Here is a 15,100-nt window from a genome sequence, read left to right as displayed (position 1 = left end):
CAAGAATACATTTCTTCTTTTAACCTTTGGATACAAAACTCTCTGGGCGTTTGTGGGAATCGGACTAGTCGTTTCTTTTTTTGTTAAAATAGATTTAAAAAAGAAAGTCTTTTTATTTCTGCTCTTTCTATTTTCCTTTTTAACTACAACCCCTGGTCTTTATTTTAGAGAACATTATTTTATTACCTTTCTTCCTTTTGCCTTTATTTATTTTGGAATTTCTATTGAATTGTTTCGAAAAATTCTCTTAGAAAAATTTAATATCATTATAACAACAAGTTTGGTTTTACTTTTGTTTTTAATCATTTTTAAATTCAAAGCGCATAAGGAGTATTATTTCCAAGAAAATCCAATTAAGCTTTCTCGCATAATCTATGGAGTAAATCCATTTCAGGAAGCGATCAAGATTTCAGAGTATATAAAAGCCAATACAAAAGAAGAAGAGCAAATTGTTGTTCTTGGCTCTGAGCCAGAGATTTATTTTTATTCCAATCGAAAATCGGCAACTGGGTATATATACATGTATCCGCTCATGGAGATTCATCCTTACGCTAAAGAAATGCAAATGAATCTAGTTAAGGATATAGAGAATAATCCGCACAGCCATTTGGTCTATGTAAATAAAAAGTTAAACTACACCTGGAGTATTTTAGAAAAATCGGAAACCTTCTTACTCGATTGGTTTGAAAAGAATAAGAATGAGAAATACGAAATAGTTGGCATTGCAGAAATAATTTCCCTCGATGAAACAGTTTACAAATGGGGCGAAGAGGCTAAGCAGTATAAACCGAAGTCTGATTATTATATAGAAATTTTGAAGAAGAAGTTAATAGTCAGCAGAATAAATTCCATCGGAGAGGCCAAAACCCGGCAAGGATTTTAACAGATTTAGCCTAATCATATGTTTGCCAAATTAGATTTCACGGCCAAACTTACAATTGACATTTTCGCGCAAATCCAACACCTTCGTATGCTGAAATGACATGCGTAAAACCTTAACATCCCATACAATGCCCTGCCACTGCCCATTGAGGTTCGAGGTGACTGAGTAATTTACCACTTCCCGGCGGTTTCGTTACAATATCTCCTGATTCTACGAAGCCAGATTCTTGCGGAGTAGCGGTTAATATAGAAAAGCCTTTCTCTAGAGTGGTTCGTTTTTGTAGCATTGCAACAGAGGAAATATAAGCGCGAAAGTTCATCCATAGTTTAAGATTTTCAATTGGTTGCAGGTTGTAATGAAACGGATAAGTGTCAGGATATTTCTCGCCTTCGGGAAATCCAAATGTGTGCAGAGTGCCTGAGGTCATGGTTCGAATGACTAGACTTTTGGAATCTGTCGGCAGTGCTGCCACGTTCTTACGAAAGTTTTCCGGATAACGGAAGTATTCCTCTGCATTGGACATGTATAGAATTCGAACTGGACAATTCATTTTTGTAGCGGCATTGGCAATGGATAATAAAGATTTGCCTCCCATTAAATCACCGTTTAATGCCTGTAATCTACCTTCAATTGCCATAGTGCGCACATAGGAATATTCCTCTGCACTATTCGAAAAAGTAATCAGTCCGAATGTCTTATTCATGTATTCAATTTCATTTAGACGCTCAGTGACACCGGAATAATTTTGATGAGCTGTTTCCCAGGCTTGCTTGATGATTTCATAATCGGGTTCTTTCTCTAAATGTTTTTTTACTAGCTCGAAGGATTCTTTTTTATTTTTTCTAAGCCAGAGCCTTTTAAATTCTGCATAGTCAGGTGCGAGTTGTAGAAATAGAATATGAATTTTATTGACTCGAACGATGACGGGGTCAAAGTCCATTAGCCACGCAAATTCTGATTTTGCTTTTGCAATGAAACTTAAGTTTTGATCTGTCCCCACGCCAATATAGCATCCGCCGATTGAGTCTATGTGTTTCATGAATAAATCAATTCTTCGTTCATTCGAAGTAGGGTAGTGATCAGCGTATAATCCGCGTTTGACAGGAAGTTCATCGTATTCTTTGATGATGAAATGTTCTTTCTTAGAAGTTTGCGGAATATCGTCTTTGCGATTTTTGTCACAAGAAAATAAAATTAGGGATAATAGAATTAGTAGTAATTTCAAAAACATATCCTTTTAGATAAGCATTGTAAGTCAGGTTTTCATCTACATGCAAAAAGTCATTTCGGATATTTTTCCTTATTAGTGAGAATGGTTTATTTATTTTTTCTAAATGCAACAAAATTACATTTAGAAGAGTTGACAAAATTTATATATTTATAAAACTAGATGCAATAAAGTTGCATTAAGTTAACCACACTCTACTAGATTGTTTTTCTTAAAATTGATTATTTCGACAAGAAAGAAAATCATTTTAATTTGAGTGAATAAAAAATGTAATGAAATTACTATAGCAAGGATTAAAGAATGAAATTAACCAGTCTTATACTCATCTCTGGATTGTTAGTATTTGCCGGATGCAAAGACAATTCATTGGAAGATAAATTTAAAAAAGCCCATGAAGAATTGGAAGCAGAGCACTTGAAAATGGAAAAGAAAAAGGGGGGGCCGGGGGGCAACCCCCCCCCCCCCCCCCCCACCCCCGGCACCCAGGGGGGAAGGAACCCCCCCCCCCCCCCGGGGGGGGGGGGCGCCCCCCCCCCCAAAAAAAAGGGGGGGGGGGGGGGGGTTCCGCCCCGCCCCCGGGGCCGGGGGGAGGAAACCACGCCAAAAAAAAAAAACCCCGCCCCCGGGGGAAAAAAAGAAGGGGGAAAAAAACACCCCCAAATTATGAAAGAACATTCGGAAATGAAAGCAGAGCATGAACAATTAATCAACGATCATAATACGCTTGTTTCAGAAGATAAAAAAATGATCCAAGAGCATAAATAAAGTATACTAAATTAAAAAAATGAAAGTAAAGTTAGAAATTCAGACTAAGAAAACTATTAAAATAGTATTAGCAATTTCCTTAGTCCTATCTATTCTTGCTGTTTCATTTCATATTCACGAGATTGGGGTAATTCAGAATTATCCTAATCTATTAAGAACCTATCAAACAAAAGCAATAGATGATTGCACGATATGTTTACTTTCAAGATCTGTCATTCATTCAAGTTTCTTTATAAAAAAATTTCAGTTCGAATTCCAATTTGAATTCTTTTTATTACTACCTTTCTTTTTATTAATATCCATTTGCCTACGAAGGTATTTCACTCCGAGAGCTCCTCCACTAATTTAATATAAGACCTCTATCTGTAGAATTCTTTTTTGCAGAGAATTTCCTTTTAAGGTCCCAACTGTTTCAGGGTAAATATATATTACCCGTAATGTAAAAACCCTTCTACAAAAATGTAGAGGAATAAATTAAATTTAAGGATAAAACTATGAACAACAAATTACCTGTGACTGTGCTCTCCGGATTTTTAGGGGCAGGAAAAACAACTTTACTTAACCACGTTTTAAATAACCGAGAAGGCAAAAAAGTTGCCGTTATCGTAAATGATATGAGCGAAGTAAATATTGATGCATCTCTAGTGGCTAATGGCGGTGCTTCTCTCAGCCGAACGGATGAAAAGTTAGTCGAAATGTCTAACGGCTGTATATGCTGCACTCTTCGCGAAGACTTGCTCGTCGAGATTAAAAAATTGGCTGAAGCAAAACATTTTGATTATTTGCTAATCGAGTCTACCGGAATTTCCGAGCCATTACCAGTCGCAGAGACTTTTACATTTGAAGATGAAAATGGAAATAGCCTTTCTGACTTTGCAAATTTAGATACTATGGTAACTGTAGTCGATTGTTTAAATTTTCTTCGAGACTACGGCTCACTAAAAAATCTACAAGAATTAGATATGGGAGTATCAGAAGAAGATGATCGAACTCTCGTAGATTTACTCATTGAGCAAGTTGAATTTTGTGATATTATTATTTTGAATAAGACAGATCTTATTTCCCCTTACCAATTAGAAGAATTAAAAAATATGCTTAGAGCAATAAATCCTGAAGCTGAAATCATTACTTCTCTTTTCGGGAAAGTATCTTTAGACAAAGTTTTAAATACTGGTAGATTTGATTTTGATAAGGCATCACAAGCTCCTGGATGGCTAAAAGAACTTCGAGGGGAGCATATACCTGAATCAGAAGAATATGGAATTTCTAGCTTTGTTTATAAGGCAAGAAGACCATTTCATCCAGAAAGATTCTGGAATATCATTCAAATGGAATGGCCAGGTATCATTCGTTCAAAGGGATACTTTTGGTTAGCCACAAGAAATGATTTTGTTGGTTTATGGTCGCAAGCCGGTGCAGCTTGTCGCAATCAGGCTGTCGGACTATGGTGGGATGCAATGGATAGAGGACAATGGCCAACTGATCTAGAAGAAGTTGATTTTGTAAAGAAAAATTGGGCTGATCCTTATGGAGATAGACGTCAAGAAATTGTTTTGATTGGACAGAATATGAATCAAGAATCTTTGATAAGAATGTTTGACTCCTGCTTACTAACCGACAAAGAAATGGAATTGGGAGAAGAGGAGTGGGAAACCTTTAACGATCCGTTTCCAAATTGGGCGGTTAATGGGGAACAAGAAGAAGGAGAGGACGAAGAGTTTTATGATGATGAAGATGATGAGTTTGAGGAAAAGGAAATAGAAACTCTCATTAGATAATTAAAAGGGCTGGCTTTATGTAAAAACACTTTGAAGTTTATTAGTATTATGCGCTTACTAATTATCATTCAAACATATTCCCAATGTCATTAAGTTAAGGATTATACAGTCATTTCGAACCGAGCACATCAGTTTGTGCGAAGTGTGAGAAATCTATCTTGCAAATATTGTATTGGTTAATCCTATACAGCGTTTGCAAGATAGACCTTGCGAAGGCGAAGGGCGCGTCAAGCGCAGGGTGGACGATGAAACAGTTCGAGGTGACTGTAAAACTTGCTCTTATCTTAATGACATTGAAACATATTCCCGGCCACTTCCCTATTAATATTGTATAGATTTATTTACGAATAAAGGAGTCATTTATGAAAAGTTCAATATTTTTCCACAAAAGAAAAGCTTATTTAGGAGAATCAGAAATCCATTTACTCGGCAAAAAACCAAGAATAGGAGAACGATTGGAAGCGGACTTTGAGATTAAGCCCGCAAGAAATTCTAAAGAGAGTCTAACAAAAAAAATACTGAGTAAAGGATTAACGATAGTATCCACGCTTCCAAATATTCACACAAACGCATGTCATTACCAAGTTTTAGATTTGGAGAATCTAACTAAGAAATTAATTCCAGAGGCAAAGATATTTCATATTGCTTCGGATGCCAAGTCGCATTGGAAAGAGGTAGATGAAATTCATCCAGACTTAAAAGCTTATGGTTTTTCTTTGTATGAGTCTGAACTAAAAGACCGAGAATACTTTGCAAGTGCATTCGGAGTTGGAGTAGAGGGTAATGCTCGTATAGCGCATGGTCTTTTTGGACTTTACGAAGGAGTTTTTTGTGCTGCGTATATACCAATGCAGCAAATGGGAAATCCAGACATTCATTATTTCTTAACTCAATTTTTAAAAAACTTAAAAGTTACCAAAGAATCGAAAAGAAGAGTAGGAAATAAGAATGGAATTTGAATCTTATTTTTTAGCTCTCTCACTTGGAGTTTTACATGCCTTTGAGCCTGGACATGGTAAGACAGCAATCGCTATGTTTTCAGTTACGCAGAATATTAAAACTAAACATATTTTCTCTCTTGTGACCGGTATCTTTATTTCTCATTCCTTGATGTTAATTGGATTGGCTGTGCTTTTAAATACAGTCTTAAAGGGAATTGAGGAAAAATTTGTTTTTGGTTTTATCACATTGGTTGGTTCTGGAATTTTATTCTTCATTGGATATAACTTATTCCCTAAGAAAAATGAACATCCTATTGAATGTAATTGTGGCTTGCATAAGGCGAATAGAGCGGTTAATCAGAATAAGGTTCATAATTTTGTAAGAGGGAATGCTAATATTTTATCAGTTGAAATTCCTATAGAACCAGACATTGATCTAGATAAAAAAACAACTAGGCTTGCAGGATGGATTGGAATTTCTGGTGGACTTATTCCATGTCCTACTGCGATTGCTTCTTTTGTGGCATCGGGTGCAAGAGGAGATTTAATTGGTGGAATAATAAGTGTTATCCTCTTTAGTCTGGGTATTGTTTTAGCATTACTTGGAATTATTATCTTCTCGAAATTTTGGGGAACCAAATTGATTCATAAATTTGAAGTCAAATCCGGGTATGGGTATCGACTTCAAATGGGAGCTTCTGTTCTTGTTATATTGGCAGGATTTTATTCTCTTATTTCGGTAGTTTCAAAATATTTATTTTCTGAGAGCTACCGAATTTTTTTATAAAGTAAAACTCCAAAGCCAATAAGGCTCATAAGAACTACAATGGCACTCGATGTTGGTAGATAGATTATTTCTGCGTTATACTGGAATCCTTTTAGAGAAATTGCAAAACCGATTAATGTTGAAAATGTGCTAAATACAATTGAGAAAATAAACAAAAATCTCATACTACGAGCAAAGAAAAGTCCTGTATAAACAGGAATGAGTAGATGTGCAATACTATAAAAGGATCCAAGTAAATTTACACTAATAGAAATTGCAACAGTCATTATGAAGTAGAAGCTAATCTCTGTTAGCTTTGGAGAAAGTTTTCTTACTATGAATTCATTTTCATCGAAGGATAGAAATAGAATTCTCTTATACATAAAAATAAAAAGTAATATACTAAAAGTTAAAATTAATATGAGTGTAGAATTCAAACGGACCTGTGAAGTGAGAATGTCTCCGAAGTAAGCAGCCATTAGATGATTTTTTACATTTCCCCCAAGATTTAAAAGTAATTGGGATAATGCGGTAAAGCTTACGAATACAATTCCAAGGATTGTATCGCCGGAGGAGTCATTGTTTTTATAAAGCATTATGAGTGGAATCAAGAATAGACAGGATAGGAGTAAAATGAAAATATCCCCTTGTATTCCCAAAAATAAACTGACTGCGACCGAAGAAGAAACAACTTGAGAAAGAGTTACTCCGAAGAATGCCATTTTGCGCAAAACAATGATTACCCCAAGGCAAGCTATAAGTCCGCCAATGATAGTTCCGAGTAATATCTGAGGCAGAAAGAATTGAAAGGTAGTCCAAATTTCATTCATTTTTTAAACTCCTTGATATGCATACCGTCTACGGTAAACTTGCGATTAAATTCAGAGAGCCAATTTTTTTCTATATGGTGGGTGATGATAAAAATTGTTTTGTTTTTTTCTTTGATCTCTCGTTTTAAAATTTCGGTTACAATATTCTTTGAGTCCGAGTCAAGAGCATCAAGTGGCTCATCAAGGAAAATCAAATTAGCTTCTGAAAGAAGTGATCTTGCTATTAAAACTTTCTGTAACTGTCCACCGCTGCATTCTCTTACAAGTAAATTTAATATGGGTTCAATTCCCATTTTTTCTAGCAAGGAATTTTGTTCTTCTGTAAAATCTTTTTTTGGAAATAGTGTAAATTTTTCAGATAGTAATAGAACTTCTTTTACCGTTAAGGGATATTGAAACTGCATTTTTTTAAATTGAGGGACCATTGATATCTTTACATCAGAGGCTAATAAAAATTCTCCACAACATTTTGGAATGATTCCTGAGATTGTTCTGACAAATGTGCTTTTGCCGCTACCATTCGAACCAAGTAGACAGGCAAAATCACCTTTGTTTAATGTAAGATTTATTTCATTTAGAATCGGATAACGGGTGTCAAATCCGATACATAGATTTTTTGTTTCAAACGCATACGACATTTTTTATTTTTTCCCACCGACAGTCTTGGTTTTTTCTAGAGCATCTTTAATTTTTTTGAGACCGATGCGAATCGAGTCTTCATAAGTTTTAATTTCAGGCAAAGCACCGACAGAAGTAGGCATGATGACTACTTGACTTCCCGGAACCTGGCTTGAAACATACTCCGCAAACTGAGGATTATTCACAGGTGAGATTAAAATTACCTTAATATTATTTGCTTTCATATTTTTGATTACTTGTTCAAGGTAGCGACTAGAAGGTGGAATTCCAGGTCTTTCTTCTAGCGTCAAATTGGCATTAAACTTAAATCGATTTGCTATATACATAAATTCATCATGAAATACAGCGACCCTCGATCCAAAATAAGGCTGAAATGCTTTCATTTCTTCTTTGGTAAGTTTCACAAGTCTCTCTCTAAATTCTTCGTAGTTTTGTTGGTAAAAATCATTATTTTCAGGATCAACTCTCTGCAGTGCCGACATAATGTTGTTAGCCACTTGAATTGCATTGACCGGATCAGAAATATAATGTGGATTTCCAAAAATATGCATATCTCCCATTGATCTATCTACTTGAACTGTTGGTTTTCCTAATATGTTTATTCCAACAGAACCATCGCAAAAACCATTTTGTCCTTTTTGGATTTTTATATTTCTGGATTGTTGCAAAAGAAGTGGAGCCCAGCCTATTTCTAAGTCAAGACCCACTTGGCAAAATACATGAGCTTCACTTAGTTTAACTAGAAAGTCTGGTCTTGTCATTACATAATGAGGATCATCAAAGCCACGAATCATTGACTCTACTTTTATTTTATCTTTCCCAACTTGCTCAGCAATATAGCGAAGATCTGTAACAGTTGTAATCACATTTGTCTCCGCATTTAGAGAGAATGTGGCTAATAGAGAGTAAACGGAAATGATTTTTAAAATTTTTCTTATCATATACTTATTTGTCCTGTTGATTTTATTAATATACATGGGGTGGATGTGAGCCTAGTATGAATACACATTGAATATAGAATTGATAGCTTACTACTGTAGGAGAAGTTTTATTTGCTCCTTGATTTTCATAGAAGTCTTTTAGTTGATCTTCTATAGGTCTAAAATCAATTTTATTTGATTCAATTGTGAAGTCTTTCGTAAATCGTCTTTCGAACGAAGCTCTGATATAAGAAAATTCAGATGGTTTATATGTTATTTGTGGTGTATAGGCTATCTCTGAGTTAGGCGCTTTGTATCCATATTTATCTCTAAGGCTCGTAACAGAAAAATAATCATATCGAAAACCTACATGCCATTGCTGGTGATACTGATAATCGGCAAATGCATAGTATCCGTATTGTCTATCCATCTCAGGCTTGTTATTCTTTAATATTTCGTAGGGAAATTCCGTTTCTCTTAACCATAATTCAGCCATGAACATAAAGGAACGTAGAAAAGAGCGATTCCATTTGAATACAATATCTACTCCATACTGGTTTCTGACTGTTTTTGTATTTTGGTCTGGCTCATAACGTATTCCGGTGAAGCCAAATTGAGTTCCCCAGTTATTTCCAATGTAATAGAAATTTTTTAAATGTGCGTAAAACATTGGGTTATTCTTAGGTGGACCATCTTTGTGGGAATGCCCCCATATTCGACCATTTGTTGCTCCCAAAACAAGTTCTTGATTTATTTTCATCCAGGGTAAAAGAATACTTAATTCCGCACCTGTATCTTGGGTTGCTTCTTCTCCCATGAGTTTTCGGTGAACGATTGGAGCTTGTGTAAAGGGGCGATCATGTCTGTGAATACGGTTAAGTCGCCCTTGATCTAAAAACATTCTTCCAACTGTTGCGGAAACATTCTTGAATAGAAACGGAAACTGTGCTTTAGCTTCATGAATCTCGAAAAAATATTTTCCACCTTCATTGTGAGCGGCTACTAGAAATGTGCCGCGCATTACTTGATCGACAGCAGCATTAAATCCAAATTCCGCTTCTCTTATATCAAAACTGTTTGCTGTTGTCTTCGGTTTGTTCTTGTCCCAAGCGCCGACCATGTCTACAGATGCATTTATATCCATCATTAGATTTTGAGCGTTCTGATTGGATGCCTGTGGGCTTTGAACAGTTGGGGAATTCGTGTTTCTTGAGTTCTGAGATTTTTTGGACTGAGCTTTTTGTTGCCTCAATTCTCTTTCGAGTTGTTCTTCCCATTCTTCTGGATTATTCGCATTATCCGTTGCAGTTGCATCTTGTTGTCCTTTCTGCTTTTCACTATTCTTTTTTTGAGAATCTAAATCCTTTTCTAATTGTAATTCCCAATCTTCTTGTTGAGAAGAATCGGTATTATCCGCTTTTTTCTGTTTTTCTGCCAGTTGAGCTTCTAGTTTGATAATTCTATCTAGTAGCTTTTTGTATTTTTCATCATCGATCGATGCATTTTCGTCTTGCTTCTTTTTATCACTTGTAAATCTATTTAGGGGAACTGTGAACATGGGGAAATTTTTTTTCCCACCATGTTGATTGAGGTCTTGGAGAAAGAGTTTCTCTACTTTTTCCTTATGATTTGTGGAAAGTGCAATATCTTCAGAGAATAAAGGATTTAATCCATTTAACAGAATTAAGATAAATCCTCCGGCTAAGAAGGATTTACCAATACTGTGTCGCGCTATCTTATTCTTCACTTTAAAACTGTGGATTTAGTAGATTAGCCGCTACTCCAATTTTAGTTCTAACTGTAAAACTTTGTAAGGTTGCATTGTTTAAAATGAAACCGACACGTTTACCAGGGAACGTGGATGTGACAGATGCTTCTCTACCAGTATAGCTATTCCTGTCTGCTGTAGAGACTGCAGTGCAAGCACTAGGCCAAATTACTGTATGAAAGTTAGGACTCTCGTTATGAAAATCAACGCAATAGGTTACAGTTGTGCCTACGGATGTGGATTGACCATTGATCGTAGTGAGTGCGGAACTTCCAGCTCCACGTGCTTGTGTTGAGGATGAATTAATTCGAACTCCAGTGCCATCCAAACTTGCAGCCGTTCCGGATCCGTGACCGATTACTTCTAAGTATCCGCTTGCATCATTCAATTTAAAAGTAACTTCAATGTTTACATCACTTCCTGAAAACAAATCTCCATTGGATAGGATTCTACTGTTTGCAGAAGTGCCAGTAAGACCAGTGCTAATACTTTGGCTACTGAACCCAATGGTAGACAAAGAGTTTGCATCACATCCACTGATAGAATATTGAGTTGCAGTGGGAGTTGTTCCTGAAAGGGCAGAATTTGAAATCGCTGTAGTAGATGCGGATGCACATCCTCCAGAGGTGCTGCTTCTTGTTAAGAGAAAGGCTGCAGCAGCTGCGCCAGAATTGTCCTTTTTCTTTTCTTCGCATGAGATGAAGAATATTAAAATGAGTAGAGATAGTATGATTGTTATGTTCTTTGACATATTTTTTTCCTTAGTTTTTTATTTTACTCTCAAATCTTTCGGGAATATTAAATTCCATTTAAGAATTGAATAATGATTTTTATTAATAGAAATTTATTTGCTGAGTATACTCAGTATTAACCTATGAAGGGAGGAGCACGACCAAGTTTTGACCCGAATGATTTTTTTGCTTTAATGGTGATTGGCGGTATATTTATTTCAAGAAAATCAAAACTGAGAAAATGATATAGGTAATTAGATTGAAAATTAAAATGGCTAGCGGAATAGAGAGCAGGGCAGACATTGCAATCCTTCTCTATTGCAACTGTGTGGTCTTTTGTTATTATATTTTCTGCGTGAAAGTGTAAATTAAATTCACTATGCTTGTGCAAATTGCCTAAGCTAGTCTGCAATAGAAAATAGAGCAAGAATAGCTTTAGGTAATTTGCAAATCGGAATATTTTTTTTATTTGAAAAAGCATAATATTATTATGCCAGTGTTTCTTGACCTGTTTCTAAATGCAACTATATTTCATTTAGAAATACAAAGAATTTAGATTGGGAGGAAGTAAATACCGTCTAATGGCTCTTAGGCGAATCAATCACAGATTTGGGAGGTTGCGTATTTTAAAGTAGAATAAAGGATAAGTGAAATTACCCTTTATTCTATTCAGTTTTGATTCTTTTAAGCCGTTCCGATCCCGTAATGAATAAATCCAAGTTTGTTCATTTGAGGTTTTTTGTATAAATTTCTTCCGTCAAAGATGACATGCTTGGTGAGAAATTTCTTCACTCGATTGAAATCAGGCTCTCTAAATTCTCTCCACTCCGTCAAAAGTAACAACGCTTCTGCGCCGTCTAAGGCTTCGTAGGCATCAGTGACATATTTCACTTTGCCGTCGAAATAATACTTAGATGTTTCCACTGCTTCTGGATCGTATACTTGAAGATTTACACCAAGTCTGTGTAATTCTGTAATGATTGGAATGGAGGGAGCCTCGCGCATATCGTCTGTGTCTGGTTTGAATGCCATTCCCCATACAGCAAAGGTTTTTCCTTTCAAACTTTCGCTTTTGTAATGAGATTCAATTTTTGCTAGGAGTTTGATTTTTTGTTTTTCGTTTACTTCTTCTACCATTTCGATAATTCGAATCGGTGACCCTACATCTTTTGCTGTCTTAATTAGAGCACGCACATCTTTTGGAAAGCATGAACCCCCATAGCCAATGCCTGCGTATAAAAATTTCTTTCCGATTCTAGAATCGGTTCCCATTCCATATCGCACATCATCGTAATTAGCCCCCACTTTGTCGCAAAGGTTTGCAATTTCATTTGCAAATGAAATCTTTGTAGCAAGAAATGCATTGCACGCATACTTTGTAATTTCCGCTGATTTAATGCTCATGAGTAAAATTGGATTTCCATTTAAAACGAAAGGAGCATAAAGCTCTTTCATGGTGTTACCCGCAAGCTCAGTATCTGCACCAATGACAACACGTTCCGGTCTCATAAAGTCTTCTAGTGCAACACCCTCTTTTAAAAATTCAGGATTCGAAACTACATCGAATGGATGCTTTGTTTCTTGCAATACAACGGCTTTTACTTTTTCTGCTGTGCCGACTGGAACGGTGGATTTATCTACAATGATTTTATATCCGTTCATCGCTTTGCCGATTTCTTTTGCAACAGAAAGAACCATCGAAAGATCTGCTTCTCCTTCTGCACCTGTAGGAGTTCCAACTGCAATGAATATGATGTCTGATTTTTCTACACCTTCTTGCAGAGAAGTTGTAAAACTTAATCTCTTTCGTCTAACGTTATGCGAAACCATTTCGGAAAGTCCCGGCTCATAGATGGGAATAATTCCATTCTTTAGATTATTGATTTTTTTTTCGTCAATATCAACGCAGATAATATCGTTACCGTATTCCGCAAAACATGCACCAGCTACTAGTCCAACATAACCACTTCCAATTACACAAACTTTCATGAAACTTTTTCCTCAAATTGTATTCTAAGTCAGCTTTGCATATCTGATTTATTAAAAAACATTTTTTTATTTTTTTTGTAAAAGTAAAATTGATTTGTTCATGTGGTTGTTAGGATTTTAAAAATCATAGAATACTCTATAAAGGCAATATTCTTGAAGTGGAATCAATTCTTTGAAGAATGCTGGATAGGTCTATGTATGCAATGTAAATTTAAATTCTAGGATTTCAATTTAGTTTGAGTCTTGGCTTAAAGCTTCCGACTCATGCACTACAAGCGCTTTTGGAGCGGAAAGGCTTTGAGTGAGTCTTGATATAAGTATAATACTCATTAGCCCACAAAGCATTGCGAAAGTGCGAAATGGAAACAATACTGCGATTCGAATTCCGTCCTGTCCGAATTCTGAGGTAGCATCCAGTATTGGATAAGGCAAGATAGTTGGTAAACCGAGAGAAGGCTCACCTCCTCCAAAGCGAAGAATGAAAGCAATAACAAATCCAGAGAGTGCTCCATAAAAATTCGCTCTCTTGTCAAATAACGCTGTTACCAGTGCAGGGAATAATAAGCAGTAGACGAAATCACTACATAAAATCCAAAGTGTATAAATACTTTGCACTTGAAGAGCAATCAGTGTCGCTAAAGCTCCATTCACCCAAACAAAAATTTTAATTAGATTATTTATGCGTTTGCTAGAAATGCTAGGTTCTATCAGAGGACGATAAATATTCCAGGCAGACATAGAGGCAGCGGATAACATCGATGAATCGACGGATGACATCACTGCTGTAGTAACTGCCGCAAGCCCAATAGTTGCAACGACTGTAGGAGTTAAATATTTCATTACATAGGGTAAAATATTCAATGAATTCTCGGGTGCCCCTCCATAAGGAGTCCAATCCGTAACTGCGCCTACCATGCCAATAATGATGGGCGGAATTGCAGCAAAAAGACAAACAAAGCCAGCAATGATGGAAAAACTCACTGCTGCCTTATCGGTCTTAGCCGCTAATACTCTTTGGAAATAACTATGCCAGGGAATGCCTCCGAATATGAGTAAGAATGCATAGTCCCACCAAACCCAATAAGAAGTTCCAAGTGCCACACTAGAAGGAATGAATGATGCGGCTTCTCCCCATTTTGCGCTGTAGGCAGCCCATGTTAATGTGAGGCTCCCGCTTGAATCTATGATAAAGGGAAGAATGATGCCCAATCCTAGAAATAAAAGAGATAGTTGAATTACATCTGTCAAGGCTACTGCCCATAATCCTCCGAGCGCAGTATATCCAATAGCCACAGCCGCGGATAGAATAACAGATACATTAAAGTCAAGACCAATTACGATTCCAAATGTAGATCCGAGAGCAGAAAGAATCGCGGCTGTCCAAAATAATTCGCCGACGAGAGCAGGAAGAAATAAAACAGCCGCCATTTTTTTTCCAAAGCGTTGTTCTAGTGGATCAATCATTGTGCGGTATTTGAATTTTCGCATAATCTTTGCGAAAAAAATTCCACCGAAGATGAGGCTAATGGCATATCCCCATGGTGCTTGCAACCAGACTAGTCCACTCTTATATGTAGCTTCCGCACTTCCATTGATATATCCACCGCCGAGCCATGTGGCTGACATTGTAAAAATGGAAATCCAAAGTGGAATATTGCGTCCCCCTAATAAAAAATCTTTTCCATCTTTTTCGGAGTTTTTTCTATGAGCAATATAGCTTCCTGTAAAAAAAGTAACAGCAAAAAATAGGAGAATAACAAAAAATCCATCCCAAAAAATTTTTACATTATCACCCCAGAGGTAAACATATAAAACAGACAGAGATAAAAGGGAAATCATAAAGAGCGTCGGAAGCATCTTTT

The 15,100-nt window shown here is 36.4% G+C and carries 12 protein-coding genes; 4 read left to right on the top strand and 8 right to left on the bottom strand.

Annotated elements, in window-relative coordinates:
* On the top strand, positions 1 to 883 hold an 883-nt coding region (locus IPH52_20760), incomplete at its 5' end, for a hypothetical protein (protein ID MBK7057433.1).
* Positions 884 to 995: 112 nt separating this feature from the next.
* Here the strand turns inward: IPH52_20760 and IPH52_20755 are convergent.
* Complete coding sequence (locus IPH52_20755) at positions 996 to 2,108, bottom strand: hypothetical protein (protein MBK7057432.1); 1,113 nt, start codon at positions 2,106 to 2,108, stop codon at positions 996 to 998.
* 1,262 nt (positions 2,109 to 3,370) lie between these two features.
* Here IPH52_20755 and IPH52_20750 point away from each other — a divergent pair.
* The 3 genes from IPH52_20750 (at position 3,371) to IPH52_20740 (ending at position 6,382) form a co-directional block, all read left to right on the top strand.
* Positions 3,371 to 4,654, top strand: a complete 1,284-nt coding sequence (locus IPH52_20750) for a GTP-binding protein (GenBank protein MBK7057431.1) — start codon at positions 3,371 to 3,373, stop codon at positions 4,652 to 4,654.
* Positions 4,655 to 5,016: 362 nt separating this feature from the next.
* The gene (locus tag IPH52_20745) at positions 5,017 to 5,613 is read left to right on the top strand and encodes a hypothetical protein (GenBank protein ID MBK7057430.1); all 597 of its coding nucleotides are present in this window, start codon (positions 5,017 to 5,019) and stop codon (positions 5,611 to 5,613) included.
* Positions 5,603 to 6,382 carry a hypothetical protein gene (locus tag IPH52_20740; GenBank protein MBK7057429.1) on the top strand — a complete coding sequence of 260 codons (780 nt, stop codon included), beginning with the start codon at positions 5,603 to 5,605 and terminating at the stop codon, positions 6,380 to 6,382. The genes IPH52_20745 and IPH52_20740 overlap by 11 nt, the downstream gene beginning before the upstream one ends.
* Here IPH52_20740 and IPH52_20735 read toward each other — a convergent pair.
* The 7 genes from IPH52_20735 to IPH52_20705 all read right to left on the bottom strand — a co-directional run bounded on the left by IPH52_20735 (position 6,364) and on the right by IPH52_20705 (position 15,095).
* The gene (locus tag IPH52_20735) at positions 6,364 to 7,191 is read right to left on the bottom strand and encodes a metal ABC transporter permease (protein ID MBK7057428.1); all 828 of its coding nucleotides are present in this window, start codon (positions 7,189 to 7,191) and stop codon (positions 6,364 to 6,366) included. The genes IPH52_20740 and IPH52_20735 overlap by 19 nt on opposite strands.
* The gene (locus IPH52_20730) at positions 7,188 to 7,829 is read right to left on the bottom strand and encodes an ATP-binding cassette domain-containing protein (protein MBK7057427.1); all 642 of its coding nucleotides are present in this window, start codon (positions 7,827 to 7,829) and stop codon (positions 7,188 to 7,190) included. The genes IPH52_20735 and IPH52_20730 overlap by 4 nt, the downstream gene beginning before the upstream one ends.
* Positions 7,830 to 7,832: 3 nt before the next feature.
* On the bottom strand, positions 7,833 to 8,807 hold the full coding sequence (locus IPH52_20725) for a zinc ABC transporter substrate-binding protein (protein MBK7057426.1): 975 nt from the start codon (positions 8,805 to 8,807) through the stop codon (positions 7,833 to 7,835).
* Positions 8,797 to 10,188, bottom strand: coding sequence for a hypothetical protein (locus tag IPH52_20720; protein ID MBK7057425.1), 1,392 nt, complete (start codon positions 10,186 to 10,188; stop codon positions 8,797 to 8,799). Before IPH52_20720 ends, IPH52_20725 begins: the two co-directional genes overlap by 11 nt.
* 310 nt (positions 10,189 to 10,498) lie before the next feature.
* Positions 10,499 to 11,269, bottom strand: coding sequence for a hypothetical protein (locus IPH52_20715; protein ID MBK7057424.1), 771 nt, complete (start codon positions 11,267 to 11,269; stop codon positions 10,499 to 10,501).
* A 664-nt stretch (positions 11,270 to 11,933) separates the two neighbouring features.
* Positions 11,934 to 13,238, bottom strand: a complete 1,305-nt coding sequence (locus tag IPH52_20710) for a UDP-glucose/GDP-mannose dehydrogenase family protein (GenBank protein ID MBK7057423.1) — start codon at positions 13,236 to 13,238, stop codon at positions 11,934 to 11,936.
* A gap of 231 nt (positions 13,239 to 13,469) precedes the next feature.
* A complete protein-coding gene (locus tag IPH52_20705; protein ID MBK7057422.1) occupies positions 13,470 to 15,095 on the bottom strand; it encodes a sodium:solute symporter family protein in 1,626 nt (541 codons plus the stop codon).
* Positions 15,096 to 15,100: the final 5 nt, after the last annotated feature.

The sequence above is a fragment of the Leptospiraceae bacterium genome (genome assembly GCA_016708435.1).
Taxonomy (GTDB): domain Bacteria; phylum Spirochaetota; class Leptospiria; order Leptospirales; family Leptospiraceae; genus UBA2033.
Note: the sequence above shows the minus strand (reverse complement) of the source record. Positions and strands in the feature narration are given on the sequence as shown.

Excerpts from the sequence above, each read along its gene's own strand:
- IPH52_20705 (MBK7057422.1), bottom strand. The coding sequence starts at position 15,095 with ATGCTTCCGACGCTCTTTATGATTTCCCTTTTATCTCTGTCTGTTTTA.
- IPH52_20710 (MBK7057423.1), bottom strand. The coding sequence starts at position 13,238 with ATGAAAGTTTGTGTAATTGGAAGTGGTTATGTTGGACTAGTAGCTGGT.
- IPH52_20715 (MBK7057424.1), bottom strand. The coding sequence starts at position 11,269 with ATGTCAAAGAACATAACAATCATACTATCTCTACTCATTTTAATATTC.
- IPH52_20735 (MBK7057428.1), bottom strand. The coding sequence starts at position 7,191 with ATGAATGAAATTTGGACTACCTTTCAATTCTTTCTGCCTCAGATATTA.
- IPH52_20750 (MBK7057431.1), top strand. The coding sequence starts at position 3,371 with ATGAACAACAAATTACCTGTGACTGTGCTCTCCGGATTTTTAGGGGCA.
- IPH52_20725 (MBK7057426.1), bottom strand. The coding sequence starts at position 8,807 with ATGTATATTAATAAAATCAACAGGACAAATAAGTATATGATAAGAAAA.
- IPH52_20745 (MBK7057430.1), top strand. The coding sequence starts at position 5,017 with ATGAAAAGTTCAATATTTTTCCACAAAAGAAAAGCTTATTTAGGAGAA.
- IPH52_20740 (MBK7057429.1), top strand. The coding sequence starts at position 5,603 with ATGGAATTTGAATCTTATTTTTTAGCTCTCTCACTTGGAGTTTTACAT.
- IPH52_20730 (MBK7057427.1), bottom strand. The coding sequence starts at position 7,829 with ATGTCGTATGCGTTTGAAACAAAAAATCTATGTATCGGATTTGACACC.